Origin of the sequence: Methylobacterium sp. UNC378MF (assembly GCF_900103195.1) — a bacterium.
Lineage (GTDB): Bacteria > Pseudomonadota > Alphaproteobacteria > Rhizobiales > Beijerinckiaceae > Methylobacterium.
Genome location: NZ_FMWU01000002.1, coordinates 24,918 through 50,788, shown reverse-complemented (window position 1 = coordinate 50,788; position 25,871 = coordinate 24,918). Strand labels below are relative to the sequence as shown.

27 protein-coding genes are annotated in these 25,871 nt (G+C 72.9%); 15 read left to right on the top strand and 12 right to left on the bottom strand.

Features of this window, described 5'->3' with window-relative positions; all coding sequences use genetic code 11:
- Positions 1-31: 31 nt before the first annotated feature.
- The gene (locus BLT59_RS02155) at positions 32-1,405 is read right to left on the bottom strand and encodes a PleD family two-component system response regulator (protein WP_091775935.1); all 1,374 of its coding nucleotides are present in this window, start codon (positions 1,403-1,405) and stop codon (positions 32-34) included.
- 170 nt (positions 1,406-1,575) lie between these two features.
- A complete protein-coding gene (locus BLT59_RS02150) occupies positions 1,576-1,947 on the bottom strand; it encodes a response regulator (RefSeq protein WP_007560977.1) in 372 nt (123 codons plus the stop codon).
- An 80-nt stretch (positions 1,948-2,027) separates the two neighbouring features.
- Here BLT59_RS02150 and BLT59_RS02145 point away from each other — a divergent pair, with 80 nt between their 5' ends.
- Positions 2,028-2,324, top strand: a complete 297-nt coding sequence (locus BLT59_RS02145) for a DUF3572 domain-containing protein (protein WP_091776536.1) — start codon at positions 2,028-2,030, stop codon at positions 2,322-2,324.
- Between the two features lie 57 nt (positions 2,325-2,381).
- Here the strand turns inward: BLT59_RS02145 and BLT59_RS02140 are convergent, their stop codons facing one another.
- Positions 2,382-3,281: a cell envelope integrity EipB family protein gene (locus BLT59_RS02140; RefSeq protein WP_091775931.1), complete on the bottom strand. Its 900-nt coding sequence runs from the start codon at positions 3,279-3,281 to the stop codon at positions 2,382-2,384.
- Positions 3,282-3,541: 260 nt separating this feature from the next.
- A complete protein-coding gene (locus BLT59_RS02135) occupies positions 3,542-5,398 on the bottom strand; it encodes an ABC transporter ATP-binding protein (protein ID WP_091775928.1) in 1,857 nt (618 codons plus the stop codon).
- A gap of 68 nt (positions 5,399-5,466) precedes the next feature.
- On the opposite strand from BLT59_RS02135, the gene BLT59_RS31665 reads away from it, so the two are divergent.
- Entirely contained in the window at positions 5,467-6,078 is a 612-nt protein-coding gene (locus BLT59_RS31665) for a helix-hairpin-helix domain-containing protein (RefSeq protein WP_244513790.1), read from the top strand.
- A gap of 195 nt (positions 6,079-6,273) precedes the next feature.
- Here BLT59_RS31665 and trpB read toward each other — a convergent pair whose 3' ends face one another.
- Complete coding sequence (gene trpB / locus BLT59_RS02125; protein ID WP_091775925.1) at positions 6,274-7,515, bottom strand: tryptophan synthase subunit beta; 1,242 nt, start codon at positions 7,513-7,515, stop codon at positions 6,274-6,276.
- A 141-nt stretch (positions 7,516-7,656) separates the two neighbouring features.
- Between trpB and msrA the strand changes: the two genes are divergently transcribed.
- Positions 7,657-8,373: a peptide-methionine (S)-S-oxide reductase MsrA gene (gene msrA / locus BLT59_RS02120; protein ID WP_091775922.1), complete on the top strand. Its 717-nt coding sequence runs from the start codon at positions 7,657-7,659 to the stop codon at positions 8,371-8,373.
- A 166-nt stretch (positions 8,374-8,539) separates the two neighbouring features.
- Here the strand turns inward: msrA and BLT59_RS02115 are convergent, their stop codons facing one another.
- A complete protein-coding gene (locus BLT59_RS02115; protein WP_091775918.1) occupies positions 8,540-9,484 on the bottom strand; it encodes a prephenate/arogenate dehydrogenase family protein in 945 nt (314 codons plus the stop codon).
- Positions 9,477-10,592, bottom strand: coding sequence for a pyridoxal phosphate-dependent aminotransferase (locus BLT59_RS02110; RefSeq protein WP_091775915.1), 1,116 nt, complete (start codon positions 10,590-10,592; stop codon positions 9,477-9,479). Before BLT59_RS02110 ends, BLT59_RS02115 begins: the two co-directional genes overlap by 8 nt.
- A gap of 330 nt (positions 10,593-10,922) precedes the next feature.
- On the opposite strand from BLT59_RS02110, the gene BLT59_RS02105 reads away from it, so the two are divergent.
- From BLT59_RS02105 to cysC, 7 genes are all read left to right on the top strand, one after another.
- Positions 10,923-11,219, top strand: a complete 297-nt coding sequence (locus tag BLT59_RS02105; RefSeq protein ID WP_091775913.1) for a DUF1488 family protein — start codon at positions 10,923-10,925, stop codon at positions 11,217-11,219.
- 157 nt (positions 11,220-11,376) lie between these two features.
- Positions 11,377-11,544 (top strand): hypothetical protein, encoded by a 168-nt coding sequence (locus tag BLT59_RS31080; protein WP_175543907.1) that lies wholly within the window; start codon positions 11,377-11,379, stop codon positions 11,542-11,544.
- Between the two features lie 81 nt (positions 11,545-11,625).
- Entirely contained in the window at positions 11,626-11,805 is a 180-nt protein-coding gene (locus tag BLT59_RS02100; RefSeq protein ID WP_012318859.1) for a hypothetical protein, read from the top strand.
- A 442-nt stretch (positions 11,806-12,247) separates the two neighbouring features.
- Positions 12,248-13,453 carry a homoserine O-acetyltransferase MetX gene (locus BLT59_RS02095; protein ID WP_091775909.1) on the top strand — a complete coding sequence of 402 codons (1,206 nt, stop codon included), beginning with the start codon at positions 12,248-12,250 and terminating at the stop codon, positions 13,451-13,453.
- Positions 13,454-13,458: 5 nt separating this feature from the next.
- A complete protein-coding gene (gene metW / locus BLT59_RS02090; protein WP_091775906.1) occupies positions 13,459-14,163 on the top strand; it encodes a methionine biosynthesis protein MetW in 705 nt (234 codons plus the stop codon).
- A 433-nt stretch (positions 14,164-14,596) separates the two neighbouring features.
- Entirely contained in the window at positions 14,597-15,718 is a 1,122-nt protein-coding gene (locus tag BLT59_RS02085) for a hypothetical protein (RefSeq protein WP_175543906.1), read from the top strand.
- A 70-nt stretch (positions 15,719-15,788) separates the two neighbouring features.
- Positions 15,789-16,448: an adenylyl-sulfate kinase gene (gene cysC / locus BLT59_RS02080; protein ID WP_091775903.1), complete on the top strand. Its 660-nt coding sequence runs from the start codon at positions 15,789-15,791 to the stop codon at positions 16,446-16,448.
- A gap of 137 nt (positions 16,449-16,585) precedes the next feature.
- Here cysC and BLT59_RS02075 read toward each other — a convergent pair whose 3' ends face one another.
- Genes BLT59_RS02075 through BLT59_RS02065 form a run of 3 tightly spaced genes read right to left on the bottom strand, consistent with a single transcriptional unit; the run spans position 16,586 to position 18,909 of the window.
- Positions 16,586-17,929, bottom strand: coding sequence for an ATP-binding protein (locus BLT59_RS02075; RefSeq protein ID WP_091775900.1), 1,344 nt, complete (start codon positions 17,927-17,929; stop codon positions 16,586-16,588).
- Positions 17,926-18,594, bottom strand: a complete 669-nt coding sequence (locus BLT59_RS02070) for a response regulator transcription factor (protein WP_091775897.1) — start codon at positions 18,592-18,594, stop codon at positions 17,926-17,928. The genes BLT59_RS02075 and BLT59_RS02070 overlap by 4 nt, the downstream gene beginning before the upstream one ends.
- A 12-nt stretch (positions 18,595-18,606) precedes the next feature.
- Entirely contained in the window at positions 18,607-18,909 is a 303-nt protein-coding gene (locus tag BLT59_RS02065) for a PepSY domain-containing protein (RefSeq protein ID WP_091775894.1), read from the bottom strand.
- Between the two features lie 112 nt (positions 18,910-19,021).
- On the opposite strand from BLT59_RS02065, the gene BLT59_RS02060 reads away from it, so the two are divergent.
- Positions 19,022-19,600 (top strand): thermonuclease family protein, encoded by a 579-nt coding sequence (locus BLT59_RS02060; RefSeq protein ID WP_091775891.1) that lies wholly within the window; start codon positions 19,022-19,024, stop codon positions 19,598-19,600.
- Positions 19,601-19,685: 85 nt separating this feature from the next.
- The gene (locus BLT59_RS02055) at positions 19,686-19,940 is read left to right on the top strand and encodes a hypothetical protein (protein ID WP_091775888.1); all 255 of its coding nucleotides are present in this window, start codon (positions 19,686-19,688) and stop codon (positions 19,938-19,940) included.
- 99 nt (positions 19,941-20,039) lie between these two features.
- Here the strand turns inward: BLT59_RS02055 and BLT59_RS02050 are convergent, their stop codons facing one another.
- Both BLT59_RS02050 and BLT59_RS02045 read right to left on the bottom strand, forming a co-directional pair.
- Positions 20,040-21,026: a catalase family peroxidase gene (locus BLT59_RS02050; RefSeq protein ID WP_091775885.1), complete on the bottom strand. Its 987-nt coding sequence runs from the start codon at positions 21,024-21,026 to the stop codon at positions 20,040-20,042.
- Between the two features lie 257 nt (positions 21,027-21,283).
- Positions 21,284-23,614: a transglycosylase SLT domain-containing protein gene (locus BLT59_RS02045; protein WP_091775882.1), complete on the bottom strand. Its 2,331-nt coding sequence runs from the start codon at positions 23,612-23,614 to the stop codon at positions 21,284-21,286.
- A 200-nt stretch (positions 23,615-23,814) separates the two neighbouring features.
- Here BLT59_RS02045 and dapA point away from each other — a divergent pair, with 200 nt between their 5' ends.
- The 3 genes from dapA (at position 23,815) to BLT59_RS02030 (ending at position 25,871) form a co-directional block, all read left to right on the top strand.
- Positions 23,815-24,714 carry a 4-hydroxy-tetrahydrodipicolinate synthase gene (dapA, locus tag BLT59_RS02040; protein ID WP_091775878.1) on the top strand — a complete coding sequence of 300 codons (900 nt, stop codon included), beginning with the start codon at positions 23,815-23,817 and terminating at the stop codon, positions 24,712-24,714.
- Positions 24,715-24,729: 15 nt separating this feature from the next.
- The gene (smpB, locus tag BLT59_RS02035) at positions 24,730-25,203 is read left to right on the top strand and encodes an SsrA-binding protein SmpB (RefSeq protein WP_020095208.1); all 474 of its coding nucleotides are present in this window, start codon (positions 24,730-24,732) and stop codon (positions 25,201-25,203) included.
- A gap of 98 nt (positions 25,204-25,301) precedes the next feature.
- Complete coding sequence (locus BLT59_RS02030; protein ID WP_091775875.1) at positions 25,302-25,871, top strand: peroxiredoxin; 570 nt, start codon at positions 25,302-25,304, stop codon at positions 25,869-25,871.

The window sequence follows — 25,871 nt, the reverse complement described above, 5'->3', positions numbered from 1 at the left end:
TTGACGCGGGGACGGCCCGCGGATCGCGGCCTCAGGCCGCCTGCGACTCGACCCGGTTCCGCCCGGCCGCCTTGGCCCGGTAGAGGGCGAGGTCGGCGCGCCGGAGCATGTCGGCGGGGTCGAGATCCTCGCTCCGGCGGACCGCGACGCCGATCGAGACGGTGACCGACACCGTCCGGCTGGCCCGCAGCACCGAGAACGGCACCGCCTCGACGCGCTCGCGGATGCGCTCGGCAATGCCCTGCGCCTCGACGAGTCCCGCCTCCGGCAGGATCACCACCACCTCCTCGCCGCCGTAGCGCGCCACGATGTCGATGGGCCGCGTGTGCTGCCGGACCCGATCGGCGAAGCCGCGCAGCACCTCGTCGCCGGCCTCGTGGCCGAAGCTGTCGTTGATGCCCTTGAAGTGGTCGATGTCGAGGATCAGCGCGGCGAGCGTCGAGCGGCGGGCGGCCTCGTCGCCGAACAGCGTGCCGAGATGATTGTCGAGGTAGCGCCGGTTGTGCAGGCCGGTGAGCGCGTCGGTCACGGCCATCTTCAGCGAGGCCTGCATCGCCCCGCGGAGCGCCTCCGTGAAGCGCTTGCGCTTCACCTGGGTGCGGACCCGCGCCATCAGCTCGTTGCGGTCGACCGGCCGCATCAGGAAGTCGTGCACGCCGAAATCCAGGCCGCGGACCACCCGGGCGCGGTCGTATTCCTCGGCGAGCATGATCAGCGGCATCGCCCGCGTCCGGTCGAGGGACCGGAGCTGGCTGCACAGGCGCAGGCCGTCGAAGCCCGCCAGGTCGAGGCTCACCAGGGCGAGGTCGAAGGGCTCGTCGGCGGCGAGGTGCAGGGCCTCCTGCGGGTCGGGCTCGACCGTGACGACATGGTGCTGGCGCAGGGCCCCGGCGAGGCGCTCGGCCGATCCGGGGCGGTCCTCGATCAGCAGGATCCTCGCGTCGAGGCCGGTCTCGGCGGTGGCCAGCGCCAGGGGATCGCCGATCCCGAACTCGCGCGAGGCGAGCGCGCGCTGGCGCAGCTCGTCCGTCACCGCCTTGAGGCGCACGAGGCTGCGCACCCGGGAGAACAGGGCCGTGTCGTCCACGGGCTTGGTCAGGAAGTCGTCGGCCCCGGCATCGAGGCCGCGCAGGCGGTCCGCGGGCTGGTCGAGGGCCGTGACCATCACCACCGGGATATGGGCCGTGAGCGGGTTGTTCTTGAGGTGCCGGCAGACTTCGAACCCGTCCATGCCGGGCATCATCACGTCGAGCAGGACGAGGTCGCAGAGGCCCTTCTCGCAGATCGCGATCGCGTCCCGGCCGTTCATGGCCGCGAGGGTGTCGAAATATTCCAGCCCGAGCTTCGTCTCGAGAAGCCTGACGTTCGGGAAGAGATCGTCGACGATCAGGACACGGGCCGACATGCTTCCTCGTCAGGGCGCGGCAGAGCGGCCCGAACCGGGCACCGTGGGCCATGGGTGCGCGCCGCCGGGCGGCCGCGAGGGCCGGGACGGACACGACGGGACGGACGGTTGAACCGGTCCCCCGGCCCGGCGCGGCCGGGGGACCGGTTCAACGGCACGCCTCGCCGGCGTCAACGCGGTTCAAGATAGGCCCGAACCGTTGCCAAAAACTTCGCGACCGAGATCGGCTTCGACAGGTAGGCCTCGCAGCCGCCCTCGCGGATCCGCTCCTCGTCGCCCTTCATGGCGAAGGCCGTGATGGCGATCACCGGAATGCTCTTGAGGTCGTCGTCCTCCTTGAGCCATTTCGTCACCTCGAGGCCGGAGACCTCGGGGAGCTGGATGTCCATGAGGATCAGGTCGGGATGATGGGCGCGCGCCAGCTCGATCGCCTCGATGCCGTGGGCGGTCTTGAGCGTCGCGTAGCCGTTCGCCTCCAGGAGATCGTTGAACAGCTTCATGTTCAACTCGTTGTCCTCGACGATCAGCACCGTTTTCTTCATGATCCGTTGTCCCGGTGCGCGCCGATCATGATTAGCGGGCCCTGAAGCCCCTCCGTCACCTTTGTAGCGTTCACATGTTGATGAATGGCAAACCTGTTCAAGGGGATGATTCGGCCGAGCGGCTCGCCCTGGACGTTCTTTTGTGGATCGCGGGGGACGAGGACCGCCTGCTGCCCTTCCTGGCGGCGAGCGGACTCAGCCCCGACACGCTCCGCGAGAGCGCCCGGGAGCCGGCCTTCCTGGTGGGCGTCCTCGACCACGTGATGGGCGACGAGAACGTGCTCGTCGCCTGCGCGAGCGGCCTCGGCATCAAGCCCGAGCGGATCGCGGCGGCCTGGCAGCGCCTGTCGCCGCGGCCGGACGACGAGTGGGCGTGAGGCGGGCCTCGTCCGGGCGCTCGGACGCGATCCGAGACCCGGCAGGGGGGCTGGCGCTCAGGGCGTGCAGCCCTTGCCCGCCTCCTTGTCGGACCGCCCGGCCTTGGTGTCGATGTCGAGGGCGGTCATGTCGCCCAGGATGGCGAAGTCGCCGTAATCGAGCTTGAGCGCGCCGCTGACGCCGTTCTCGTAGAGGTCGAAGCCGAGGGTGTAGATCGGCGTCCGCTCCCCGGCGCCTTCCGTGTAGTAGCTCAGGCGGACCGGCCAGTGGGGCATGGCGGCGAGCGGCCCCTCGCGCAGGGGCTTGTCCCGGGTCGAGCCGGACGCCGCGGCCGGGCCGGTCTCGGTGTGACCGATCACCGCGAAGGTGTCGTAGATCTTCTTGCCGTCGTCCGAGCCGTCGTAGACCTTGACCGAGAGGGTCGACTGGCCGGCCCGCGCCGCCTCGATCAGGCGGCGCATATGCTCGCTCGGGAACAGGACCGGCCCGTCGACCGAGAAGGGTTTCGGGCCGCCCTTCAGCTTCACCGTGAGGGCATTGCCCTGCTCGGAGGCGGTGCCGTCCACGGGGGCGGCGGGCTGGTTGTTGGTGAGCGTCGTCGTCTTGAACCGGAACTCGCGGCCCTCCCCGCCCTCGAAGGTGGTGCTGCGCATGTCGGACAGGCGGGTGCCGGTCTCGCCGGAGGAGAGTTCCGTCACCTGCCGGGTCAGCATCGTGTAGCCGCGGCAGGCATCGCCCCGAAAGTCGATGACGATGCGCCCGCGGGCGCTCTCCACCGAGCGGGTGCCGCCGCCCTCGGCGAGCGACAGGTCGTAGACGGCGCGGTGATTGGCCAGCACGATCGCGGGCGCCGGCGCCTTGGCCTCCGGTTCGGGCGCGGCGGGCGGGGCCGCCTGCGCGCTCCAGGCGGAGACGAGAAGGCCGGCCGTCAGCATTCGGGAGAGGCGCAGGCGCATGGACAACCTCGGTTCGGTCCGCCGCAGATAGCAGGCTCAGGGAATCGGGCAATGCTTGGGCGACGGCGCCGGACATTCCGCCTCCGGGATGCACCGGCCGCGCGCGCCCCGTTCCATCGTGGAGCGGCGCCCGGGATCCAGAACCGCCGACGTGCCAAAGCTCGGCACCGACAGTGATTCCGGGTTGCCCGCCTCCGGCTCCGGGCTCGCCTGCGGCGCCCCGGAATGACGCGGGGGAGGACACCCCGTCCGCAGCCGCCCTACCGGTAACCCTCCGCCTGCAGGGTGAACAGCTCCGCGTAGCGCCCGCCCCGCGCCATCAGGGCGGCGTGGCTCCCCTCCTCCAGCACCCGGCCGCCCTCCAGCACCAGGATGCGGTCGGCCATGCGCACCGTGGAGAAGCGGTGCGAGATCAGCACCGCCGTCCGCCCGGCCGACAAGTCCCGGAACCGCGCGAACACGTCGTGCTCGGCCCGGGCGTCGAGGGCCGCGGTCGGCTCGTCGAGGATCAGGATCTCGGCCTCGCGCATGTAGGCTCGGGACAGCGCGACCTTCTGCCACTCGCCCCCGGAGAGGTCGAGGCCGCCGGCGAAGCGCTTGCCGAGCGGCTGGGCGTAGCCCTCGGGCAGGCGCTCGATCACCGGCGCGGCGAGCCCCCGGGCGGCCGCGGCCGCGATGCGCGCCGCGTCCCCGGCGGCCTCGATCCGGCCGACTGCGACGTTCTCGCCCGCGGTGAGGTCGAAGCGGACGAAGTCCTGGAAGATCGCCCCGATCCGCGCCCGCAGGTCGTCGAGGTCGTAGGCGGTGAGCGGCACCCCGTCGAGGAGCACCCGGCCCTCCTGCGGGTCGTAGAGCCGGGTCATCAGCTTGACGATCGTGGTCTTGCCGGCGCCGTTGCCGCCGACCAGCGCCACAGTCTCCCCGGCCCGCACCGCGAAGGACAGGCCGCGCAGCGCCCAGGTCTCCGTACCCGGATAGCGGTAGCCGACCGCCTCGAAGACCAGCCCCGTGCGGAGCGGGCTCGGCACCGGAACCGGTCGCGCCGGCGCGCGGATCTGCGGCCGGATCGCGAAGAAGGAGTAGAAATCGTCGAGATACTGCGCCTGGCCGGTGATCTGCGTCAGCCCGAGGAGCAGCCCCTCCAGGCCGCCGCGCAGGCGCTGGAAGGCGCCCGCCAGGAAGGCGAGATCGCCCACCGAGAAGGATCCCGCCACCGTCCGCCAGACGATCACCGCGTAGGCGGCGTAATAGGCGAGCGTGCCCAGGCTCGCGAAGGCGAAGCCCCAGCCGGCCCGGGCGGTGGCGAGGCTGCGGTTCTCGGCGAGCAGCCGGCGCGCCACGGTGGCGTAGAGCCCGGTCACGTAGCCCGAGAGGCCGAACAGCTTGACCTCCTTGGCGGTCTCGACGCTGGCACCGAGGTAGCGCAGGTAGTCGATCCGCCGCCGCTCCGGGCTGCGGATCCAGGCGAGGCGGTAGCCGGCCTTGGTGAAGTGCCATTCGTTGAGGATGGCCGGGACCAGGGCGGCGGCGATCAGGACCACGAGCCAGGGCGTGAAGGCCGCGACGCCGACCGCCAGGGTCGCGAGGGTCAGGAGCCCCTGCAACTGGCCGAACACCGTCCCGATGAGGCCGGTGCGGCCGCTGACCTGCCGGCGCGCCCGCTCCAGCCGGTCCTGCTGGGCGCTGTCCTCGAATTGCGCGAGGTCGAGGGCGGCGGCATGCGCCATCAGCCGCAGGGAGGCCGCGTTGGCGTAGAGATCGCCGATCAGCGTCTCGACGAGGCTCGTGAGCCGGCCGGTGAGGTCGGCGACCAGGGCGAGGCCGAACTCGGCGGCGACGAGGCCGGCGAGCCGCGCCCGGCCGGGATCGGCGAGCCACTCCGCCAGCCCCGCCTCCGGCGCGGGCCGGGCGTGCTCGGCCACGATCCCGTCGAGGATCAGCTTGGCGAGGTACAGGGTCAGGACCGGCAGGCAGGCCGCCACGAGACGTAAGGACAGGCTCACCGCCAGCAGGCGCGGGCTCGCGGCGGCGATCTCGCGGAACAGGGTCGGCAAGTAGCGCAGGGCGCCCAGGCGCTCGCTCACGCGCTCGCCCAGCCTCGGCGCCCGCCCGGTCATCCCTTGGGGATTGCTCACCGGATCTCGGGCGTGGATTGGACGACGCGCAAGAACAGCATTAACTGTAGATGCATATAGTTTTAATCCTCGTCGAGTGGTGCGTGCTCAGCGGTCCTGCAATCCTCAGAGTTTCGGTCCTTCTTATCATTGCCGGCCTGCTCGCGGCGGTGGTGCAGGTCCTGTTGCCGAGCCCCGTGCCCGGACCGGCGTCTCCGCCCGCCTCCGCTCCGTCGGCGCCGGCGGCCCCCGAAGCTGCGCCGCCGGTCGCGCGGCCCGAGCCGGCCCCCGCCCCCTCGGTCGAGCCCGCCCCGCCGCCGGCCGGCAAGAGTCCGGCGCCCGCCGGGCCGACGCAGATGCCGTCCGACGCGATGGCGTTCCCCGCCGATCCGCCGGCGCCTCTGGAGGCGCACGATCAGGCCCAGGGGCAGGAGGGGGCAGGTCAGGCGGCCGGTCAGGCGGAGGTCGAGCGGGCGGAGGATAGCGCCGGCCCCCGGGCCCTGGCGGTGCTCGACTTGAACACCGCCTCGGTGGCGGATCTCAACCGCCTGCGCGGCGGCGGTTCCATCGGCCGGGCGATCGTCGCCAAGCGGCCCTACACGTCGGTGGAGCAATTGCTGTCGAAGCGGGTGCTCAGCCGGCCGGTCTACGAGAAGATCAAGGATCAGGTGACGGTGCGGTGAGGCCGGGCTCGCGCCCCGTCCGGACGCGGGCGATCTCCGGCCCGGGCCCGGACGGGCCGGACCCCGCCGTCATCCCGGGGCCGCGCGGCGGGATCCGGAACCGGCGCGGCGCCAGGATCCCGCTCCGAGAGCGGCTCCGGGTCCGGGCTCACCCGCGGCGACCCGGGACGACGGTGCCGCCCCGGAGCGGAGGGCTCAGAGCTTCGTGCCGAAGATCTCGGCCACCTGCGGGATGTCCTTGTCGCCCCGGCCCGACATGTTCATCACCATCAGGTGCTCGGCCGGGCGCTGGGGCGCGAGTTCCAGCACCTTGGAGAGCGCATGGGCCGGCTCCAGGGCGGGGATGATCCCCTCCAGCATCGAGCAGAGCTTGAACGCCTCCAGCGTCTCGGAATCGGTCGCCGACAGGTAGGTGACCCGGCCCATCTCGTGCAGCCACGCGTGCTCGGGGCCGATGCCCGGATAGTCGAGGCCCGCCGAGATCGAGTGGGCGTCGGCGATCTGGCCGTCCCCGTCCATCAGCAGGTAGGTGCGGTTGCCGTGGAGCACGCCCGGCTTGCCGCCGGTGAGCGAGGCCGCGTGCAGGCCCGACTGCACCCCGTGGCCCGCGGCCTCGACGCCGAAGATCTCGACCTCGCGGTCGTCGAGGAACGGGTGGAACAGCCCCATGGCGTTGGAGCCGCCGCCGATGCAGGCGACGAGCGAATCCGGGATCCGGCCCTCCTGGGCGATCATCTGCTCGCGGGTCTCGCGGCCGATCACCGACTGGAAGTCGCGGACCATCGCCGGGTACGGGTGCGGACCCGCCACCGTGCCGATGCAGTAGAACGTGTCGGCGACGTTGGTGACCCAGTCGCGCAGGGCCTCGTTCATGGCGTCCTTGAGGGTCTTGGTGCCGGATTCCACCGGGACCACCTCGGCGCCGAGCATCTTCATGCGGAAGACGTTGGGCGCCTGCCGGGCGACGTCGACCGCGCCCATGTAGACGACGCATTTGAGGCCGAAGCGCGCGCAGAGGGTCGCGGTCGCGACGCCGTGCTGGCCGGCGCCGGTCTCGGCGATGATCCGCGGCTTGCCCATGCGGCGGGCCAGCAGGATCTGGCCCAGCACGTTGTTCACCTTGTGGGAGCCGGTATGGTTCAGCTCCTCGCGCTTGAAATAGACCTTGGCGCCCTGCCCCGCTGGCGCCTTGGCGCGCAGGTGCTCGGTGATGCGCTCGGCGTAGTACAGCGGGCTCGGCCGGCCGATATAGTGGGTGCCGTAGCTCTCCATATCGGCCTGGAAGGTCGGGTCCGTCTTGGCCGCCTCGTAGGCCGCCTCCAGCTCGAGGATCAGCGGCATCAGCGTCTCGGCGACGAAGCGGCCGCCGAAGATGCCGAAGCGGCCGCGCTCGTCGGGGCCGGTGCGGAAGGAGTTAGGCTCGGGGGCGATGGTCACGGGATGAGTCCTGGCGCGCGAGTCGATGGTTTGCCGGGTGCCTAGACCCATGCGGGCGGCACCGCAATGCGGCCTCGCGCCCGCGTAACCGGATCGGGCGCCACGGCGAACACGCTGTCAGCATCCGGCAGGAGGTTGGCCATGGCTCTTCGCGACACGATCCGCCCGGTTCTCGGAGCCGCTCTCGGGCTGGGCCTCGCCGCGGCACTCCTGCTGCCGCGCCTGCCGGCTTTCGCCGAGGAGGCGCCCCGGCGCCTGCCGGAGGCCGTCACCCCTGCCGCCGAACAGCCAGGGTCGCACGTGGCCGTCTTCGCCGGCGGCTGCTTCTGGGGCGTGCAGGGCGTGTTCCAGCACGTGCGCGGGGTGAGCAACGCGGTGTCGGGCTATGCCGGCGGCACGCGCGCGCAGGCCGATTACCGGAGCGTGAGCGGCGGCGGGACCGGTCATGCCGAGGCCGTGGCGGTCACCTACGATCCGGCCGCGATCCGCTACGACGAGCTGTTGCGGATCTTCTTCTCGGTGGCGCTCGACCCGACCCAGGTGGACCGCCAGGGACCCGATGCCGGGCGGCAATACCGCTCGGCCCTGTTCCCGCAGGATGCCGAGCAGGCCCGGGTCGCGCGGGCCTACATCGCCCAGCTCGACGCGGCCAAGGCCTACGCGCGGCCGGTCGCCACCCGGATCGAGTCCGGCGCCGCGTTCTTCCCGGCGGAGGGCTACCACCAGGACTTCATGGCGCTGCACCCGGACCACCCGTACATCGCCGCCAACGACGCGCCGAAGCTCGAAGCGCTGAAGCAGCTGTTCCCGGAGCGCACGGCGCCGCAGCCGGTCCTGGTCAAAAGCCCGCCGGCGTGAGGTTGCAAGCCGCTGCTGTCTCACCTGCTCCGTCATCACGAGCGTAGCGACGTGACCCAGGGCAGCGCGACATCGCCCGGCGTAGAGGTCCCCGGGATTGCTTCGCTGCGCTCGCAAAGACGGCGGAGGGATCCAGTCCGCGTGCGGGTCGGTCCGCCGCCTTCCCCTATTCCTCCGGCGGCCGCGGGCGGCCGAAATCCGGGGCCGCGGTCTCCTGGCCCTGCGCCACGATGCTGCGCCGGATCGCGCGGGTGCGGGTGAACATCGCGTGGAGCGCGTCGCCGTCGCCCCAGCGCACCGCCTTGGCGAGCGCCGAGAGATCCTCGTTGAACCGGCCGAGCATCTCCAGCACAGCGTCGCGGTTGTTGAGGAAGATGTCCCGCCACATGGTCGGGTCGGACGCCGCGATGCGGGTGAAATCGCGGAATCCGCTCGCCGAGAACTTGATCACCTCGGATTGCGTCGCCGATTCGAGGTCGGCGGCGGTGCCGACGATATTGTAGGCGATCAGGTGCGGCAGGTGGCTGGTGATGGCCAGCACGTGGTCGTGGTGCTCGGCGCTCATCGCCTCGACATTGGCGCCCATCCCCTCCCACAGGGTGCGCACGCAGGCCACCGCCGCCGGATCGGTGCCCTCGGGCGGGGTCAGGATGCACCAGCGGCCCTGGAACAGGGTCGCGAAGCCGGCATCCGGCCCCGAGAACTCGGTCCCGGCGATCGGGTGGCCGGGGACCAGGGCGACGCCCTCGGGCAGGTGCGGCCGGATCGCCGCCACGACGGCGCCCTTCACCGAGCCGACATCCGACACGATCGCGCCGGGTTTCAGATGCGGGGCCATCTCGGCCGCCGCCGCGCCGATGGCGCCGACCGGTACGCACAGGATGACGAGGTCGGTGCCGGCCGCGCCCTCCGCCGGGTCGCCCGTGACCACGTCGGCAATGCCGAGCTCGCGCACCCGGTCGCGCACGGCCTCGTCCCGGTCGACGGCCACGATGGTGCGGGCGAGGCCGTAGCGCCGCGCCGCCCGGGCGATCGAGGAGCCGATCAGCCCGAGGCCGACGATGGCGAGACGGTCGATGGCGGGCGTCCCGGCCCTGGGCGTCTCAGGCATGGGTGCCCCGCACGAAGTCGCCGAGCGCCGCCAGGAACGCCGTGTTGGCCTCGGCGCCCGCCACCGTCACCCGCAGGGCGTTGGGCAGACCGTAGGCGGTGACGCGGCGGGTGATCAGGCCGCGCTCCGTCAGGAACGCGTCCGCGTCGGCCGCCGAGCGGCCCGGCGCGTCGGGGAAGTGGATCAGCAGGAAGTTCGCGACGCTCGGCGTGACCTCCAGGCCGAGCGCGCGGGCGCCTTCGGTGAGCTTCGGCAGCCACTCGGCGTTGTGGGCGGCGGCGGCCGCCATATGCGCCTCGTCGGCGATAGCGGCCGAGCCCGCGGCGATCGCCGGCCCCGAGACGTTGAACGGGCCCCGGATGCGGTTGACCGCGTCCGCCACGTGCGACGGCGCGACCATCCAGCCGATCCGCACGGCGGCGAGGCCGTGGATCTTCGAGAAGGTGCGGGTCATCACGACGTTCTCGGCCTCGAGCGCCAGCTCGAGCCCGGCCGAGTAGTCGTTCGCCCGGACGTACTCGGCATAGGCGCCGTCGATCACCAGCAGGACGTGCGCCGGCAGGCCGGCGTGGAGGCGGCGGATCTCGTCGAAGGGCAGGTAGGTGCCGGTCGGGTTGTTGGGATTGGTGACGTAGACGATCCGGGTCCGGTCCGTGACCCGGGCCAGGATCGCGTCGACGTCGACGGTGAGGTCGCGCTCGGGCGCGACCACCGGCTCGCCCCCCGAGGCCAGGATGGCGATCCGGTAGACCAGGAATCCGTGCTCCGAGTAGATCCCCTCGGTGCCCGGCCCGGCATACGCGTAGGCGAGCAGCGAGAGCAGCTCGTCCGAGCCCGCGCCGCAGACGATCCGCTCGGGATCGAGCCCGTAGCGCCTGGCGATGGCGGTGCGCAGCACCGTGGCGCGCCCGTCCGGGTAGGTCTCGAGCTTGGCGGTCGCCGCGTGGAGCGCGGCCAGCGCCGCGGGGCTGGGGCCGAGGGGCGTCTCGTTGGAGGACAGCTTGTAGACCGTGCCGCCGCCGGGCCGACTGCTCTTGCCGGGTACGTAGGTGTCGATCGCCAGGACGCCGGGGCGCGGTTCCGGACGGGCGGGTCGGGGGGCGGACATTGCAGTGCGACTCGGGATGCGCGGGGTTCGGTCGGTTCCGCGTCCGTCTACAGCATTTCCTTTGCCGGTGAACCCGGGCTCTCCTCAGGAGGTGGCGGCCGGGTCCGGGCGGGCCGAAGCCGCCGCCGCGTTGCAGGGCCGCCGCGCCGCGCATTCCCCCGGCAATACGCGTCCCTGCCGATCCCGGGCGTCCCCGACCGCGAAGACGATTCAGGATGCATCCCATTCGAGAGGGATCGGACGGCGCCGGGGCGTCTTGTACGCCCGCACGGAGTCATGGCTGTATGCCGGTGCTACGCCGGCAGGCGCCCGATGCGAAGGACCGATCTCATGCCCCTCGAACGTTACCTGGATGGCGGCGCCCATCTCCTCCCCGCCGACGAGAGCCTGATCCGCTTCGGCATGACCAACGGCCAGCGGGTGATCGCGGTGGAAGTTCCGGTCTCCGTGCTGCGTCAGCACTTCGGCGGCGGCGCTGACCTCGCGCCCCTGGAACTGTTCGCCCGCAATCAGGCTGTGATCGAGGCCGCGGCGAGTCAGGCCTATGACCGGACCGAGACCCCGAACGACCTCCTGGATCTGGGGCCGGAGGATTTCGACACGCGGCCTGCTTCGGCCAAGCCCTGACGGGCAGGTTGCGACCGGTCGGGCCGGTTCGGGCGCGCCGCGGCAAATCGGCGACGCGCAAATGCCGCGGGGCACTCGCCACGTTTCGGCCTGTTGAACCGGCAGAACAGGGGCGCGTCGGGCGCGCCCCGCCCCGCAACCCCTGGATGGATCGACGATGCCCGGTGACCTGATCCCCTGCAGCCTGTTCCTGATCGGGATCCTCGTGTCGGTCGCCGCGGATTGCCGCCTGCGCCGGGTCGAGGCGGCTCCTTGGGCCAATGGCTGCATCACGGCCGCCGGCGCCGCCCTCGTCTTCGCGGCCTGCGCGGCTGCGATGCTCTGAGGAACCAGCCGTCGCCGGACGGACTTTCCCAGCGGCAGCCGGGCACGCGCCCGGAGGCGCGGCTGGCTGGGCGGGGTTTCCATGGTTTCGATGCAGGCGCTGATCGGCTGCGGTCTCGTGCTCACCGGCATCCTGATCGAGAGCGCGGCGAGCCGGCACTGGCGGGCGGGCGTCCGCGCGGACCGGCTGGATGTCCGGGCCGCCCTCGCGCTCGGCCTGCCCGCCCTGGGGCTCGCCGTGATGGCCGCGCCGATCGCGTGAGTGACCTGCCGGACACCGGATCGCGCCCGATCGGCCGTGGAGGAGCGCCGGGGCCCGTGTTCCGCGGCACCTCGGGCGCCGTGCTCCGATCGTAGAGGTCCATCTCGAAAGGCGGAGCCTCGAGATGAGCATCGTAGCGGATATCGTTTTCTTCTTCCTGATCGACGCGATCGAGGCCGCTTGGCGGTACGGGAGGCGGCGTCTCTTCGGGGCAGCCCCCTCGCCCGGCCGGTCCCCGGGCACGGAGACAGACCCCGACGCGCGGGATCGTCCGGGCCGCTAGACCCGGCCCGCGCCGGACGGAGCGGGGGCGCGCGTTGACGCTCGGCCCCCCGCGCATTACCTCCGCAACGCTGGCCGCGTCGGGCGAGTGCGGCGCGTCAGGCGGCACCGTGCTCTCCCGGTCCGGATCCGAACGGATACACGGTCGTCAAGACCCGCCATGGATACCCAAACGGACACGGCCCTGAGGCCGGACCCGATCGACGAGCCGGCACGGCGCGCGTCCGAGCGCTCGCAGGCGCTCGACCCGAAGAGCCCGGTGGCCTGCTTCTCCACGGAGAGGCCGCTGCTCACCGATGCGGGCGTCGAACTCGCGCCCTTCCAGATCGCCTACCAGACCGCCGGCACCCTCAACGCCGCGCGCTCGAACGCGGTGCTGATCTGCCACGCGCTCACCGGCGACCAGTACTTCGCCCACACCCATCCGGTCACCGGCAAGCCCGGCTGGTGGGAGACCCTGGTCGGCCCCGGCAAGCCGATCGACACCGACCGCTACTTCGTCGTCTGCTCGAACGTCATCGGCTCCTGCATGGGCTCCACTGGCCCGGCCTCGATCGATCCGGCCACGGGACGGCCCTACGGGCTGAACTTCCCGCTGGTGACGATCCGCGACATGGTCCGGGCCCAGGCGATGCTGCTGGAGCATCTCGGCATCCAGGACCTGTTCCTGTGCATCGGCGGCTCGATGGGCGGGATGCAGGTGCTGCAATGGGCGGCGCTCTATCCCGAGCGCGTCTTCGCCGCGATGCCGATCGCCACCGGCGCCCGCCATTCCGCGCAGAACATCGCCTTCCACGAGGTCGGCCGGCAGGCGATCATGGCCGATCCCGCCTGGGCCGACGGGCGCTACCTTGAGGCGGGCACGCGGCCGGCCAAGGGCTTGGGCGTCGCCCGGATGGGCGCGCACATCACCTACCTGTCCGAGCCGGCCCTGCACCGGAAGTTCGGCCGCCGCTTCCAGGGCGGCACGGCGCCGACCTTCTCGTTCAACGCCGATTTCCAGATCGAGAGCTACCTGCGCCACCAGGGCCTGAGCTTCGTCGAGCGGTTCGACGCCAACGCCTACCTCTACCTGACCCGCGCGATGGACTATTTCGACCTCGCGGAGGACCACGGCGGCGTGCTCGCCAACGCCTTCCGGGGCACCAAGACCCGCTTCTGCGTGATCTCGTTCACCTCGGACTGGCTGTTTCCGACCCGCGATTCGCGGGCGATCGTGCACGCGCTCAACGCCGCCGCTGCGCCGGTGGCCTTCGTGGAGGTCGAGAGCGACAAGGGCCACGACGCCTTCCTGCTCGACGAGCCGGCGATGTTCTCCGCGGCCCGCGGCTTCATCGACGCCGCTGCCCGGGCGCGCGGGCTGTGACGCGGATGGCGAGCGGCAAGCTGCCCCTGGGCAAGACGCAGCACGCCGCGCCCTGGGAGAGCGCGGAGGCCCTCCCCCATACGGCCGAGGGCAACGGCGCCCGCGTCGACCACCTCGTCGTGCTCGGCCTCGTCCCGGCCGGCGCCCGGGTCCTCGATATCGGTTGCGGCGACGGCTCTCTGCTGGCGCTGCTGCGCGACCGCCGCGGCATCGACGGGCGCGGGATCGAGCTGTCCCGGGAGGGCGTGAACGCCTGCCTCGCCCGCGGCCTGTCGGTGATCCAGGGCGACGCCGACACCGACCTCGCCAACTACCCGGACGGCGCCTTCGACGTGGTGGTCCTGTCCCAGACCATCCAGGCGACCCGCAATCCCCGGGTCGTGCTGGAGCACCTGCTGCGCATCGGCCGGCAGGTGATCATCTCGTTCCCGAATTTCGGGCACTGGCGCGTGCGCTCCGAGCTGGCGTTCCGCGGGCGGATGCCGGTCACCGAGATCATGCCGGACGCGTGGTGGGAGACGCCCAACATCCACCACTGCACGATCCGCGACTTCGTCGGCCTGTGCCGCCTGATCGGCGCCCGGATCGAGCACGCCACGGCGCTGGACGCCCGCGGCCGGCCGATGCGGTTCTCCATGCCCTGGTGGGTCTGGAACCTGTTCGGCGCGCAGGGCGTGTTCCTGCTCCGGCGCGCGGAGGCCGGGCCCTAGCGCCGCTCCCCGTCGTGTCGCGACGGTTCGGAAGGACGGCGACCCCGGTCGAGACAGTCACACCATGCCCCCTCTCCCGTGCGGGAGAGGGGACCGGCGCCTCGTGCGGTACGGGCTCGGCGATCGCCTCCGTCCCGACCCGATCGGGAGCGGCTCCAGCGTCGCGCCATTGTCCGGGCCCTGAGAGGCGCCGCACGGCGCCTTCTCTCCCGGGGGCGCCCGCAGCGCCCCGGCCCGGCGCTGCCGACAGCAGTCTGAAATAGAACAGAAACGGAGCTTGGCTATTTCTGATCGCGTTCCCGTGATCGGACCGTGATTACGGATTCGTCTGGCGTTTTCCCGAGACGTGCGCGTCCACGAGGGGTCGTGGATTGTGTCCGGCTGCGCGGAAGACTTGCCGCAACCACGAATTCCAGCAGGGTCGACAGGACACGTGCGCCGCGCGATCGTTCACATCGGGATGCCGCGAACCGGCTCCACCGCGTTTCAGGAGGTGCTGGCCCGCCTGCGCCCCCGCCTCGCCGCGGTCGGGATCTGCTACCCGAACCTCGCGCCGCCGGGCGCCCCCGGCAGCGACGACGTCAATCACTACCGGCTCGGCCAGGCGCTGGACCGCCGCCGCGGCGCCGCGGAGCGCCGCGAGGCCCTCGCGCGGCTCGACGCGATCCTCGCCGCCACGCCGGCCGACACGGTCCTGCTCTCCTACGAGGATTTCGCGGTCCAGCGGCCGTTCTGGCGCGTTCCCGGGATCTTGGCAGATCTCTTTGCGCGCCGCGGCTTCGCCCTGGAGGCGGCGCTGGTGGTCAAGCCGCAGGCTGAGCAGCTGGCCTCGGCCTACGCCCTGCGGACGCAGGTCGTCGCCGAGGGCCGCACGTTCCGGGGCTTCCTGCGCTCCGAGGGCGCGTCCCGGCGCTACGACTACGCGGAAAGGCTCGAGCCCTGGCGCCGCGCCGCCGCGGGGCGCGTCACCGCCCTGCCGTACCGCGACCGGCGGTGCGACGCGCCGCTGCTGGCGCGGCTCGTCGACGGGCTCGGCCTGGGCGAGCGCCTCGCGCCGCTCCTCGGCCCGGCCGACTTCGCCTACCGCACGAACCGGAGTTCCGGTCCGGTCGCGGTCGAGGCGTCGCGCCGCCTGTACCGGCTCGGCGTGCACCGGCAGGTGACCGGGCATCGCCGGCTGCTCGGCCATATCCTCGACGATTGGGCCTGGGCGCGGGGGCTCGACGCGGAGCGGTTCCGCGGCGACGCGCCGGAGGGGCTGGCCCGCGTCGCGGCGCGCTACGCAGCCGGGAACGCGCGCTTCGCCTCCGCCTGCTGGGGGCAGTCCTGGGATGCGGTGATCGCGGCCGCGCCCGCCGCGCCGCCGAACGAGCTCGCCGCCGGGCCGGTCGCGCCGGAGACGGAGGCCGCGGTCGAGGCGCTGGTGCGCGCGGCGGCGGCGCAGGCCGCCTTCCGGTCCCCGCCCGCGTGGCGGCGGCGGACGGCCCACATCCTGGAGGAGTGCCGGGAGCGCCTCGGCGAGGCCGTCGGCTACCCGGTCTGGCGCGTGCCCTAGGGGCCGCGCGCCCGTGTCGATGTCCGAGAACCGGCAGCCGCCTCCGCGAACGCTGCCCCAGGTGGTGGATATGTGCGTCGTGCAGAAGATCCCGCAGACGATCCCAGCTCGCCTCCCTCCGGGTCCCGTGACCTGGCACCCCCTCCAGGCGCGGGAGGCGCGCTGGGCGCGCCTCGGCCAGGTGCCGGTGATCGCGTGGCTGACCGGCCTGTCGGGGGCCGGCAAGTCGACCCTGGCGGCGGAGGCCGACCGCACCCTGGTCGCGGGCGGCCGGCACAGCGCGGTCCTCGACGGCGACAACCTGCGCCACGGGCTGAACGCCGACCTCGCCTTCTCGCCGGAGGACCGCGCCGAGAACGTCCGGCGGACCGCCGAGGTGGCGCGGCTGATGGCCGAGGCGGGGACGGTGGTGATCGTCTCGCTGATCTCGCCCTACCGGGCCGACCGGGCGCTGGCCCGCCGGATCGCCGGCGACATCCCGTTCCTGGAGGTGTTCGTCGACACGCCGCTGGGCCTGTGCGAGGCGCGGGACCCGAAGGGCCTCTACCGTCTGGCCCGCGCCGGCCGCATCCCGGGCTTCACCGGCATCTCGGCGCCCTACGAGCCGCCGGAGCGGCCGGACCTGACGATCGCCACCGAGGGCCGCGGCACCGGGCCTTGCGCCCGTGCCCTGAGCGCGCGGCTGATGCGGCTGAGCCGGACCGCCGCGGGGACGAAGCCGGGGCGGTGAGCGGCGCGACCACGGTCATTCGGCGCCGTCCGCGGCCCAATGGGCTGCGGACGGGCTGACGAGCCGGGACCGGGCGAGGGGTCCCCTCTCCCGAGCGGGAGGGGGGCAGGTCGCGCGCGCCAGCGGCTCCAGGTGCCCTACCCGCCCGGCCAGCGCAGGTCCGCCCGCAGGCCGCCCAGCTCCGAGCGGCCGAAATCGAGCTGGGCGCCGGCGGCCTCGGCGACGTCGCGGGCGATGGCGATGCCGAAGCCGGTGCCCGGCCGGCTCTCGTCCCAACGCTGGCCGCGCCCGATCCCCGCGATGGCCGAGGCGCTCATGCCGGGGCCGTCATCCTCGACGGCGAGGGCCGGGCGGCCGGCGGCCGTCCCGGTGATCCGGACCCGCCGGTGCGCCCACTTGCGGGCATTGTCGAGGAGGTTGCCCAGCACCTCCATCAGCTCGCCCTCCTCACCCGGATAGGCGAGGGTCTCGGGCACCGCCACGGTCCATTCCAGGGAGTCGCCCTCCGGCAGCCGCCGCAGGGTCGCGACGAGGCGCTCCGCCACCGGGGCGACCCGGCAGGACCGCCGCCGCAGGTCGCCCGCGGCCGCGACCCGCGCCCGGGCCAGCGCCCGCTCCACCTGCCCGCCCATGGCCCGCGCCTGCTCGGCGATCTCGGCCGCCAGCGTCGGGTCGGCCGGCCCGGTCCGGCGCGCCAGGGCGTCGAGCACCGCGAGCGGGGTCTTGAGGCCGTGGGCCATGTCGGCGGCGGCGTCGCGGGCCCGGATCAGGGCGCGCTCCTGCGCGTCGAGCAGCCGGTTGAGGTCGGCGACCAGCGGCCGGACCTCGTCGGGGAAGTGCTCCGGCAGCCGCGCCCGCCGCCCGGCATGGACCGCCAGGAGCTCCGCCTGCAGCACCCGGAACGGGCCGAGCGCCCGGTGCACGAACAGGCCCATCGCCAGCGTCAGCACGAGGAACAGGGCGATCAGGGCCGGGATCAGCAGGTGCAGGAACGTGCTCCGGCTCGCCGCAAGGCTGCGCCGGTCCTCCGCCACCGCGACCCGCAGCGCGGTCTCGGAGCCCTGCGCGCCGATCTGGACCGGCCGCACCACCGCGATGAGCCGGCCGCCATCGGGCCCGGTCGTGTCGAGGGTGGCGGGGGCCTGCGCGCCCGTGCGGGCGTGTCCGAGGTCGAGGCTCTTGTCCCAGAGCGAGCGTGAGCGCAGCAGGTGCGATCCCGCCTCGACCTGCCAGTACAGGCCGCCATAGGGCGTGGCGAAGCGCGGGTCCGGCAGGTCCCGCGAGAGCGTCGGCGCCCCGTCCGGTCCGAGGCCGACCCGCCCGGCGATGAGCTTGGCGGTCCGGTCCAGATCCTCGATGGTGCGGGCATCGAGCACCCGGTCGAGGATCACCGTGAGGCCGATCCCAGCAAGAACCAGCGCCAGCGCGATCAGCGCGGCCGCCGCGAGGCCGAGCCGCAGGCGCAGGGAGTCGCGCCTCACGATCCGCCCGGTCCGGCAATCAGGTAGCCCTGGCCGCGCCGGGTCTCGATCACCCCCGGCCCGAGCTTGCGGCGCAGGCGGGTCAGGAGCGCCTCCAGGGCGTTGGCCTCGCGCTCGGTCCCGACCCCGTGGAGGTGGTCGAGCAGCTCGCCGGCCGGAACGACCTGCCCCTGCCGGTGCAGCAGGAAGGCCAGCAGCCGGTATTCCAGGGCGGTCAGCTCCGTGGGCCGTCCGTCGACGCTGACCGCGCGGGTGCGGGTGTCGAGCTCCACCGCGCCGACGCGCAGCACCGGCGCGGCGTGGCCGGCGGTGCGCCGCAGGATCGCCCGGAGCCGCGCCACCAGCTCCTCCATGCGGAACGGCTTGGCGAGGTAGTCGTCGGCGCCGGCGTCGATACCCTCGACGCGCTCGCGCCAGCCATCGCGGGCGGTGAGGATCAGGACCGGCAGGGCGACGTCGGCGGCGCGCAGGCGGCGCAGCACGCCGAGCCCGTCGAGCCGCGGCAGGCCGAGATCCAGCACCATGGCGTCGTACGTCTCGGTCTCGGCCCGGAACCACGCCGCCTCGCCGTCCGCCACCACGTCGGCGACGTAGCCGGCCCGCTCCAGCCCCTGCCGGATATCGGCGGCGATGCGCGGCTCGTCCTCGACGATCAGGACGCGCACGGCCCAGCCTCCTCAATCATCGTCGTCCTCGTCCAGGATCCTGAGCGTGCCGGCATCGACCTTCACGGTCCGGCGCTTCCCATCGGCGCCGAGGATGCGCAGCTTGTACAGCCAGTGCCCCTCGTCGTGCTTGAGATCGACGGACACGACGTCGCCCGGCACCGCCGCCCGGGCCGCCGCCAGCACGGCGTCGAGGGGGCGGATCTCGCCGCTCTCCAGGGCGCGGCGGGCGCGGTCGGCATCCTCGGAGGCGCAGGCGGGAGCGCCGGCGAGGGCGGCGAGCAGGCAGAGGAAGGCGGCACGGCGGGTCGTCATGCGGGCACGCGGTAGCGCGGGTTGCCTGACGGGACGCTGACAGGCGGCGTCAGGGTCGCGGGGCGGCGCTTCGGCACAAGGGCGGCCATAGCGTTTCCGGAGACCTGAGACCATGTCGCTCTTCGTCGGTATCCTCCTCGCCTGCGCGGCCGGCCTCGCCGGCACCCTCCTCTGCCCAGACGACAAGGCCGGCCGCTCGCGCCTGCCGCTCCTCGCCGCGCTCCTGGCGGGCGGCCTGTCCTGGCAGGCTCCCGCCCGGGCCGGCGAGATCCTGCGCGGCCCCGCCCAGGTGATCGACGGCGGGACGCTGCGCCTCGGCGCGCGCCAGGTCAGCCTGTTCGGGATCGCCGCGCCGGAAGCCGACGCGACCTGCGCGGATGCCCAGGACCGGCCCTACCCGTGCGGCCGGGACGCCGCCCGGGCCCTGGCCGGGCGGATCGGCGGGGCCTCCGTCGCCTGCGAGCCGCGCGGTGACGCGAACACGGCGCTCTGCCGGGTCGGCGAGGCGGATCTCGGAGCCTGGATGGTGGCGCAGGGCCTCGCCCTGCCCGATCGCGACGTCGCGCCGGACTACGCGCCCGCGGCGGACCGCGCCTGGGGACGGCGCCTCGGCCTGTGGTCGGGGGTGTTCCAGGATCCCGCGGAGCGGCGGGGCCGCCGCGCCGCCGCGAGCCTCCGCGCCGACGGGTGACGCCCCGTCCTCACGGGAACGCTCCCGGGCGCGCCCGGTTGGACCGGCAAGCCCGCCCGGGCGCAGGTGGAACCGCGGAGGCCCCATGAGGATCCTGACCCGTACGACGCTGCTCGCCGCCCTCCTCGCCGGCGCGGCGGGGGCCGCTCACGCCGCCGAGGGCCAGGGCAAGGCCGAGAGCGCCAAGGATGCCGGCGCGTCCACAACCAGCATGGGCGCCGGCGGTCTCAGCGGCACCGGCTCCACCCAGGACGGCGCCCGCACCGGCTCGGTCGAGAGCAAGGGCCAGCCGGGCGGCGCGAAGCCGCCGTCCGCCCCGAAGGCCGGGGCGGGCCGCTGATCCGCCCCGACTCGGGCGACGTCCCACCCTGGACCCCATCCAGAGGTGGGCGCCTCAGGATGAGGACGCGAGCCGGAAATCCCGTCCGGCCGGACCGCGCTACTGGGAGCGGCGGCTGAACGAGACCGCGTAGGCCTGGACGCGGGCGTCGATGAGCGGGTCGTCCGAGACCTCGATCCCGTCGGTCAGGTTGTTCGGCATGAACAGCAGCGCCTTCTCGGCCTCGGCGCTGTCGGGCACGACCTTGCTCACCGTCACGGTGCCGAGATCGACGGTCTTGCGGTCGTCCGGCCAGGGCTTGGTGGCGTTGTTGGTCGGGTCGCCCGGCTCGGCGAGCTGGGCCAGCATCCGGAACTTCGCCGGAGTTTTGGCGACACGCGGGCCGATCTCGGCCATCAGGAAGTTCGGGTCGCGCTTGGCCGCCTCCTCGGGGGCGAGGATCTCCTCGCCCTCCGCCGGCACGAAGCGGAACCGGAACGGCTGCCGCTTGCCGGCGGCGTCCACCAGGATGAAGGCGTTGACGCCGTTATAGGTCTGCCGGGCAAGGCTCGACGGGGTCTTGGCGGTTCCGCCCGCGGTGGCGGCAGCCGGGTGGGCGGCGGCGAAACGCTCCAGCGCGGTCGGATGGGCCGCGTTCGGGCCGCTCTCGGCGGCGGCCTTGAGGAGGTCGCGGAATTCCTCGCCCGTGGCGACGGGGAAGTATTTCAGCGCGTTGGTGACGACGTCCATCTCGGAGCCGTCGCTCAGCTTGAACTTGAGCGCGAGGCCGTGCGGGTTGGCGTCAGCGACGCCGTCCGGAATGGTCGGGACGCCGGTGGCGTCCGAGAACCGGATCGTCACCGGCACCGCCGGCCCCTTGAACAGGGACGCCTTGCTGATCTTCGCCGCCTCGGGCGACGGGGTGAAGCTGCCCTCGGCGACCACGCCCTTGGCGTGGTTGGCCCGCGCCCCCGGATGCTTGCCGAACAGCGTGTTCATCACGTCGACCGTCTGCTCGGCGGTGGAGGCCTCCTGGGCCAGGGCCGGTGCGCCGGCCGCGAGCGCGGTGCTCAGCAGGAGGGCGAAACCCAATCTCGAACGCAGCATGGGAACCTCTCGGCAGCGCGGGCTCTCGGGAGCCGGTCAATGCGGACCGGCCCATCTTCTAGGGAGCCAACCGCCGGAGGCACAACCAAAAGCTATGCCGCTGCGGAGCTGGGGTGTGGGTTACGTCCCTGAGGCAGGCTGCAGGTTGAGAACTTCGTCTTTGCGAGCGGAGCGAAGCAACCTAGGGCAACACAACGTCCGGCGGTCTGGCGCGACTGGGTTGCTTCGCTCCGCTCGCAAAGACGGTGAGGAGCCCGCTACCGCGCGCCGCGGTGGAGGTCGCCGTCGATCAGCAGGGCGCTGCGGCTGTCGAGCCGCGAGCGGTAGACCTGCAGGTTCTCCATCACCCGCTGCACGTAGTTGCGCGTCTCCGTGAAGGGGATGCGCTCCACCCAGTCGATCACGTCGACGTCGCCCTTGCGCGGGTCGCCGTAGGCGTCGATCCACTTCTTCACGTTGCCGCCGCCCGCGTTGTAGGAGGCGAAGGCGAGCACGTAGGAGCCGCGCCAATCCTCCATCAGCTCGCCGAGATGGGCCTGGCCGAGCTTGGCGCAGTAGGCGGGATCGCTGGTCAGGCGGTCGACGTCGAACGCGGCCGAGACACGGCGGGCGGTGCGCTGGGCGGTGGCCGGCATCATCTGCATCAGGCCGCGGGCGCCGACGCCCGACTGGGCCCGCGGGTCGAACTGGCTCTCCTGCCGGGCGATGGCGTAGACCATGGCCCGCTCTACCTGCGGGACCGCCGTGAAAGTCTCGTAATTGGGGATCCCGATCGTCGGGTAGGCGTGGGCGTCGAGCGGCAGGCCGCGCTGGACCGCGAGCTTGCCGATCGCCACCAGGGCGCGGGCGTCCTTCATGTCGGTGGCGAGGTCGCCGAGCGCCTGGATCTCGCGGGGGTCGGAGAGGTCCCGGGCGGCGTCGATGTAGAGCGGCAGGGCCAGCTCCTTGATCCCGGCCTCGCCGAGCAGGCGCAGGGCGCGGATGGAGAGCCGCCCGTCGAAGGCCTGCCGCTCCGCGCCCTCGAGGTCCGCGGGTGCCCGCAGGGGCAGGCTGGTCTGGCCGAGCCGGGCTCGGGCGACCTGACCGTAATAGGCGATCGGCTGGAGGGCCGCCCGCTCGTAGAAGCGCTTGGCCTCCTCCGCCTGACCCAAAGCCTCGGCCGCCCGGCCCTGCCAGTAGGCGGCCCGCGCCACCGAGATCGGGCTCTCCGCGACGGTGGCCATCCGGGCGAAATGCTGCGCGGCGCTCGCCGGATCGCCGGCGAAGCGCAGGGCGATCCAGCCGGCGTGGAACTCGGCCTCGATCCGCTTCTCGGGCGTGCGTGCCGCCTGCTGGCTCGCCACCGCGTAGGCGGTCCTGGCGTCGCCGAGGTCGAGGAGCTTGCGCGCCACGATCCGGCGCTCGACCCACCACTCGTCGCCGTCGACCAGCACGTCCGGGTTGCTCGGCGCCGTGGCGAGCACGGCGGCGGCGGCCTCGGGTTTGTCGGCCCGGCGGAAATACTGCGCCCGGGAGAAGATGTAGGACGCGTCGCTGCGCAGCGACGGCGGCACCGCGGCGAGCGCGGCCGCGGCGCCGGAGGACTTGTCCTCCACGGCCCGGCGGGCGCGCACGAGGCTGGCATAGGCGCCGCCCGCGTAGCCGGCCGCCCGGCCGGCGCTCTCCCAATCGTCCTTCAGGAGCGCCCGCTCCATCCGGTAGCGGTGGTCGACCCGGGTGAGCGTGTCCGGGAAGGCGTCGAGCACCTTGGCCTCGAGGCTGCGCCCGAAGCTCTCGGTGCGCCAGAGGTCGCGGACCATGTCGGCGGCGTCGGCCTCGCAGCCGTCGGCGCGCAGCGCGAGCGCCAGGGCGAACTTGCCCGGCGCGCTCGACGGCTTCGCCGTGGCGAAGAAGGCCCGCACCGTCGCGGGGGATTTCCGCTCGGAGAGCAGCGCCTCCTCGGCCCGGCGGCGCAGCAGCGGGCCGGCCGGCCAGTCCGGATTGGCCCGCACGAAGGCGACGGTGCGGTTGAAGCCGATGCCGGCGCCGGCGCGGATCGCCACCCATTCGAGCAGCGCCCGCGCGGCCGGATCGGTGAAGCCGTCGCGCATCCGGTCGCCGTCGGCGACCCGGCCCTTGCGGTAGAGGTCGATGGCACCGCGCAGCAGCGTCGGGTCAGTGTCGCCGGAGATTTTGGGCCGGGCCGGATCCGGCACCTCGGGCACCGGGGCCGCTGGGGTTACGGCGGCGTCGGGCAGCGGGAAGGCCACGGGTGCGTCTGGGTCCGCGGAGGCGTAGGCCGAGGCCGCGGCGGGCAGCGTCCGGGCCGGCTCCTCGCCCTTGTCGTCGCTCCCGGAGGCGTGGACCGGGTCGAGCTTCAGGGCGTCGGCGGCGACCGGGTCGGCGGCCTTGACGGCCTGCGCGCCCCGGACCTGCGCGGTCGAGAGGGCGGCATCGGTCGCCGGCGGTGTGGGTTGCGAGGCCGGCGGCGTCGCGGACGCCTCGGGGCCGGCTTGGCCGGCCAGCGCGACGCCGACGGTGGCGATGAGCGCCGCGGCGGTGAGGGACGTGCGCTTCGGGGCCGGATGCGACGCCGCGGATCGGATCACGATTTCCCCCTGCTGATCATCGAAGCGGGAAAGATCGAGGATGCGGTGGCGACCATTAAGATCGCGTTAACCGTCGCCACGATCTGTTTGCGCGCCGTGGCGCGACCGCCTATGTCTGCCCGTCCGCGCCCGTCAGGTGCGGACCCTGCGCGGCGCCGAGAACGCCGATTTCCCAATTGGGACCCTTTGGGACGCCTGAGATGACCGAGATGACCGGGAGCCGCCTGCGGGGCTCGCTCACCGCGCTTGTGACGCCGTTCCGCGACGGGGCCTTCGACGAGGCCGCCTTCCGAAAGTTCGTGCGCTGGCAGATCGAGCAGGGCAGCCACGGCCTCGTGCCCACCGGCACCACCGGCGAGAGCCCGACCCTGACCCATTCCGAGCACGACCGGGTGGTCGAAGCCTGCATCGACGAGGCGGGCGGGCGCGTGCCGGTCGTGGCCGGCGCGGGGTCCAACTCCACCGCCGAGGCGGTCGAGCGGGCGCAGCACGCCGAGCGCGCGGGCGCCGACGCCGTCCTGGTGGTGACGCCGTATTACAACAAGCCGACGCAGGCGGGCCTCTACGCCCACTTCAAGGCCGTCAACGATGCGGTCGGCATTCCGATCATCATCTACAACATCCCGCCGCGCTCCGTCGTCGACATGAGCGTCGAGACGATGGCCCGGCTCTTCGAGTTGAAGAACATCGCCGGCGTGAAGGACGCGACCGCCAAGATCGACCGCGTCAGCCAGCAGCGTCAGGCCATGGGGCCGAACTTCCTCCAGCTTTCGGGCGAAGATGCGACGGCGCTCGGCTACAACGCCCAGGGCGGCCACGGCTGCATCTCGGTGGTGGCGAACGTCGCGCCGCGCCTCTGCGCCGACCTGCAGGAGGCGACGCTCGCGGGCGACTATGCCAAGGCGCTGACCCTCCAGGACCGGCTGTTCCCGCTCCAGACGGGGCTGTTCGCCGAGGCCAACCCGGCGCCGGTGAAGTACGCGCTGTCCCGGCTCGGCCACATGAACGACGAGCTGCGGCTGCCGCTGGTGCCGGTGACCGAGCCCACGAAGCGGATCGTGGACGACGCCCTGCGCCACGCCGGCCTGCTGGTGGACTGAGGGAAGTCACGCATCATGGCCCCGAAACCGGAGCCCAGTCGGCGCATCGTCGCCGACAATCGCGCCGCGCGCTATCACTACACGATCGAGGACACGCTCGAGGCCGGCATCGCGCTGACCGGCACCGAGGTGAAGTCGTTGCGCGGCGGCAAGGCGACGATCGGCGAGGCCTATGCGGGCCCCTCCGGCAACGACCTGATGCTGTTCAACGCCTATATCCCGGAATATCTGGAGGCGAACCGCTTCAACCACGACACCAAGCGCCCGCGCCGGCTGCTGCTGCACCGCCGCCAGATCAACAAGCTGATCGGCGCGACCCAGCGCCAGGGCTACACGGTGGTGCCGCTGAAGATCTACTTCAACGACAAGGGGCGCGCGAAGGTCGAGCTGGGACTCGGCAAGGGCAAGCAGGCCCACGACAAGCGCGAGGCGGTCAAGGAGCGTGACTGGCAGCGCGACCGGGCGCGGCTGCTGCGGGACCGGGGCTGAGGCCGGCCCGTCATCGCGAGCGGAGCGCTTCCGGATGGCTTCGATCCGCGCGTAAAGACGGAACCGAGGCCGGGTGCCGAAGCCGGGAGGAGCCATCCATGCCAGCCACCCACGACGTCCTGCCCGACGGCCTGCCCGTCCCGGTCGACGACGGCGCGGCCGATCATCTCCGCGGGATGCGCCTGCCCGACGTGGCGCTCACCGCCACGGACGGCCGCACGGTCTCGCTGGCGCGGCTGCCCGGCCGCACCGTGGCCTACGCCTACCCGCGCACCGGCGAGCCGGGGCAGCCCGGCCTCACGCCCGACTGGGACGCGATCCCCGGCGCCCGAGGCTGCACGCCCCAGGCCTGCGATTTCCGCGACCATCACGCCGAGCTCAAGGCGCGCGGGGTCGCGCAGGTCTACGGCCTCTCGACCCAGACGAGCGCCTACCAGCGGGAGGCGGCCGAGCGCCTGCGCCTGCCCTTCCCGCTGCTGGCCGATCCGCACCGGGCCTTCGCGATGGCGGCGCGCCTGCCGGTCTTCGAGGCCGGCGGGCAGGTTCTGCTGCGTCGGCTCACACTGGTGATCGACGACGGCGTGGTCAGCCAGCTGTTCTACCCGGTCTTCCCGCCGGACCGGAGCGCCCGGCAGGTCCTCGACTGGCTCGACGGGACCGGCGCCTGA